The sequence below is a fragment of the Mesorhizobium sp. M7A.F.Ca.MR.362.00.0.0 genome (genome assembly GCF_004023175.1).
GTDB lineage: Bacteria > Pseudomonadota > Alphaproteobacteria > Rhizobiales > Rhizobiaceae > Mesorhizobium.
This window is the reverse complement of sequence record NZ_RZTF01000219.1, coordinates 7381-10894: the sequence shown is the minus strand read 5'-3', so window position 1 is coordinate 10894 and position 3514 is coordinate 7381. Positions and strand designations below refer to the sequence as shown.

Annotated in this window: 4 protein-coding genes; 2 read left to right on the top strand and 2 right to left on the bottom strand. The window is 62.5% G+C overall.

What is annotated here, in order from left to right; all coding sequences use genetic code 11:
• Positions 1-1110 (top strand): LysM peptidoglycan-binding domain-containing M23 family metallopeptidase (locus EOC06_RS23495; RefSeq protein WP_128308905.1); only part of this gene is annotated, 1110 nt, incomplete at its 5' end.
• Positions 1111-1223: 113 nt separating this feature from the next.
• On the opposite strand, the gene EOC06_RS23490 is transcribed toward EOC06_RS23495, so the two are convergent.
• Positions 1224-2114, bottom strand: a complete 891-nt coding sequence (locus EOC06_RS23490) for an NAD-dependent epimerase/dehydratase family protein (protein WP_128308904.1) — start codon at positions 2112-2114, stop codon at positions 1224-1226.
• Positions 2115-2226: 112 nt separating this feature from the next.
• Here EOC06_RS23490 and EOC06_RS23485 point away from each other — a divergent pair, with 112 nt between their 5' ends.
• Positions 2227-3045 (top strand): AraC family transcriptional regulator, encoded by an 819-nt coding sequence (locus tag EOC06_RS23485; RefSeq protein ID WP_127408836.1) that lies wholly within the window; start codon positions 2227-2229, stop codon positions 3043-3045.
• Between the two features lie 39 nt (positions 3046-3084).
• Here the strand turns inward: EOC06_RS23485 and EOC06_RS43320 are convergent.
• The coding region (locus tag EOC06_RS43320; protein ID WP_245469964.1) for an ATP-binding protein at positions 3085-3514 on the bottom strand (430 nt) is incomplete at its 5' end.

Genomic DNA, 3514 nt, shown 5'->3' with positions numbered 1-3514 from the left:
CCTTTCAAGGTTTCGCAACCTGACGAACCCCGCGTGGCTGCTTCCGGCACTCCGCATGCAACCGAGATCGTCGTCAGGGACGGCGAAACGATCGGCGGCCTGGCGCAGCGCTACAAGGTGCCGTCCGACGTGATCATGAAGGTCAACGGGCTGAGCGCGACCAAGGGGCTGAAGACCGGCCAGAAGCTGGTCATCCCGGCCTACGCCTATTCGAGCAAGAGCGAGCCGAAGCTCGCGGATGCCAAGCCGGCGAAAGACACCAAGCACAACCTGCCGGCCACTGCGCCGGACAAAGTCGCCGTCCTGCCGCAGCAGCCGAAGCCTAGGGAGGGCAAATCCACCGCTCAGGTCGACACGTCGGCCGCCGCGAGCCAGCCCAAGGAGCCCAAGCCGCAGGTAGCCGCGGCCAAGGCGACCAATGCAGCTGGCACCTATACGGTTCAGTCGGGCGACACGCTTTCCTCGATTGCCAGGAAAACCGGTGTCGGAGTCGTTGCCATCAAGCAGGCCAACGGCATGCAGGATGGCTTGCTCAAGATCGGCCAGACCCTGAAGGTGCCCGCCGGCGGAACCGCGACCGTCGCCGCCGCCAAGCCGGCCAAGGTCGATCCGGTGACGACGGCCACGACGCAGCCCGCGGCAAAGACCACGCCGTCGGAAACGCTGGCGTCCTACACGCCGCCGAAGAAGGATTCGAAGGTCATCCAGCAGGCCGAGGCCGACGATGCCGTCGCGCCTGACGCCACCGGCATCGGCAAGATGCGCTGGCCGGTGCGCGGTCGCGTGATCTCCGGTTTCGGCTCCGGCAAAGACGGCGTCGACATCGCCGTGCCCTCGGGCACACCGGTCAAGGCAGCCGAGAACGGTGTCGTCATCTATGCCGGCGACGGCCTCAAGGAATTCGGCAACACGGTGCTGGTGCGCCACGAGAATGGCCTGGTCACCGTCTACGGCCACGCCAGCTCGATCGAGGTGCAGCGCGGCCAGAAGGTCAAGCGCGGCCAGGAAATCGCGCTGTCGGGCATGAGCGGCACGACGGACTCGCCGAAGCTGCACTTCGAAGTGCGCAAGAACTCGGCCCCGGTCGATCCCTCGGGTTACCTCGAATAGAAGAAAAAAAGCAATTTGCGGGCCGTCTGACCTCCAGTCCGGCCCGCCGGCTCAGCCCGTTCCGAAAGGAGCGGGCTTTTTCAGTTTCAACGCGACGCGCCAGTCTTCAAGCTTCAAAGATGATCACGCAGAGTGTCGGCGATCATGACGTCAAGGCCGCTGGCCTTGATGCCGAGAAGCGTCTCCGCGTCGGAGGAATCGACCAGCAAGGGATTGCCGAAGAGATAGCTCATCTCGATGAGCTCATGCATGCCCAACGCTTCCATTTCGGGGGTGGAATAGGAACGTGTTTCTGGAATTTCACGGTGAAGCATTGCCGCCGTCGTCAGGATGAGTTCCCGGGGTGAGGCGTGTTGCGATGGAACATGGAACGCCCGTCGCCATTCGCCCGTGTAGCGGGAAGCGGCGACCAGCGTCCTGGCCACGTCCTTCGTGAAGGACCAGGCATGAGTCGCGTCGAGGTTTCCAATGAAAGCAGTCGGCTTCCCCTCGATTATGGAGGGCAGCGCGACCAGTGAGAAAGAGCTGATCGCGCCATGTCCAAGATAATCGCTGGACCGCACTTCGACTGCCGGCACGTCCGCACGGACCGCCCGCTGCCACATGATCGTGCGGGCGGTCCCTTTCTTCGAAGTCGGATCCAGAGACAGGTCGGAGTGAAGCGGGCTATCGGCATGTTTCCCATAGCCATAGAGGTTTCCGAGAACCACAAGCTTCGCGCCGACCGCTTCCGCGGCACGCACGGTGCCGTCGATGATTGGGAAGAAGTCGGTCGGCCACCGCTGATAGGCGGCCATGGCACACATGAAAATGGCGTCGGCGTTTCGGCAGATACGCGCCAGTTCAACGGCATCGGTGGCATCGGCCTGCACCGCCCGGACGTTCCGCAACGCGTTTGAGCCGACACTCCGGCTCGTGAGAACGACGTCATGTCCTTCTTCGCCCAGAAGGCGCGCGGTCTCGTGCCCGACCGGGCCTGCTCCGACAACTACATAAAAACTCATGGCTAACCTCTCGTCCAAGCTCGATGGAGAGGCGTAGGTACATGTCCATGGCATTGAAAATCGCGCGGGAATTGCCAATTCTTGGACAGGTTTTGCCAGGAAGCGAGAGAGCATGCATTCGCAGTCTGTTCCGGCCCGATTTCCGCCCGACGTCACAATGGCCTTCTGGCATATCGAAGCGGGCGTCCATCGTCTCTCCAGGGCGGCCCATCATCGCATCATGGTGCATGCAAGCGCGGCGACGCGTTCCTACTGCAATGAGGTTGGTCGATATTTCGTGAGGCGCGCTGGCGATATTGACCTGGTGCCCGCTGGCCAAGAGGGCGGTTTCGAGACCGAAACCCCGTTCGACACGATCGAGATCGCGTTACAACCAGCCCTGATGGAAAGGGTGGCGGCTGAGCTAGGTGGCAAGGCGCGCGCGTTGCCGCTCGACACACGTCATCTGCTTCGTGATCAGCGCATCCAACATCTCGCCCGTGCACTCGAGAGCGATCTCGGCGCAAACTCACCGAGTGGATCTTTGTTTGCCGACAGCATTGGCGCAGCTCTGGCGGTGAGGCTGCTCGGTCTTGAGAATTCCGATGTCGAGCGAACAAACCGGTTGTCAGATGCCCAGCTCAAGCGCGTGTTGGAGCATATCGAAGCTGGCTTGCACGAGCCCCTTTCAATCCAGCGATTGAGCCGAGTTGCCGGGGCGAGCAGCTCGCACTTGCGGGCTTGGTTCAAGGCGGCGACGGGCGTCACCCTGCACCGCTACGTGGTGCGACGTCGCGTCGAACGCGCACGCGCCCTGCTGCAGCGAGGCGATCTCAGCACAAGCGAGGTGGCGGAATTGACGGGCTTTGCGCACCAGTCACATCTGGCGCACTGGATGCGCCGCGAGATCGGCCAAACGCCGCGTGATTTGCGCCGGGCGCAGCCCAAATGATCTTGTCATTGGATGGCGTTGGCGACGCCACCCAACGTGTCAGTCCCTCAGTGGCTTGCCGAGCCGTCCAGCCAGGTCCTGGGTGAACTGCCAGGCAACGCGGCCCGAGCGGCTGCCGCGCGTCGTCGCCCATTCCAATGCCTTGGAGCGCAACTGCTCGGGATCGATGACAAGGCCATGATGGCTGATATAGCCGTCGATCATTTCGAGATATTCGTCCTGCGAACATTTGTGGAAGCCGAGCCACAGCCCGAAGCGATCGGACAGCGACACCTTTTCCTCCACCGCCTCGGACGGGTTGATGGCGGTCGAGCGCTCGTTGTCGATCATGTCGCGGGGCAAAAGGTGCCGGCGGTTCGACGTGGCATAGAAGATGACATTCGCCGGCCGGCCTTCGACGCCGCCTTCGAGCGCGGCTTTGAGCGACTTGTACGAAGTGTCGTCATGGTCGAAGGAGAGATCGTCGCAA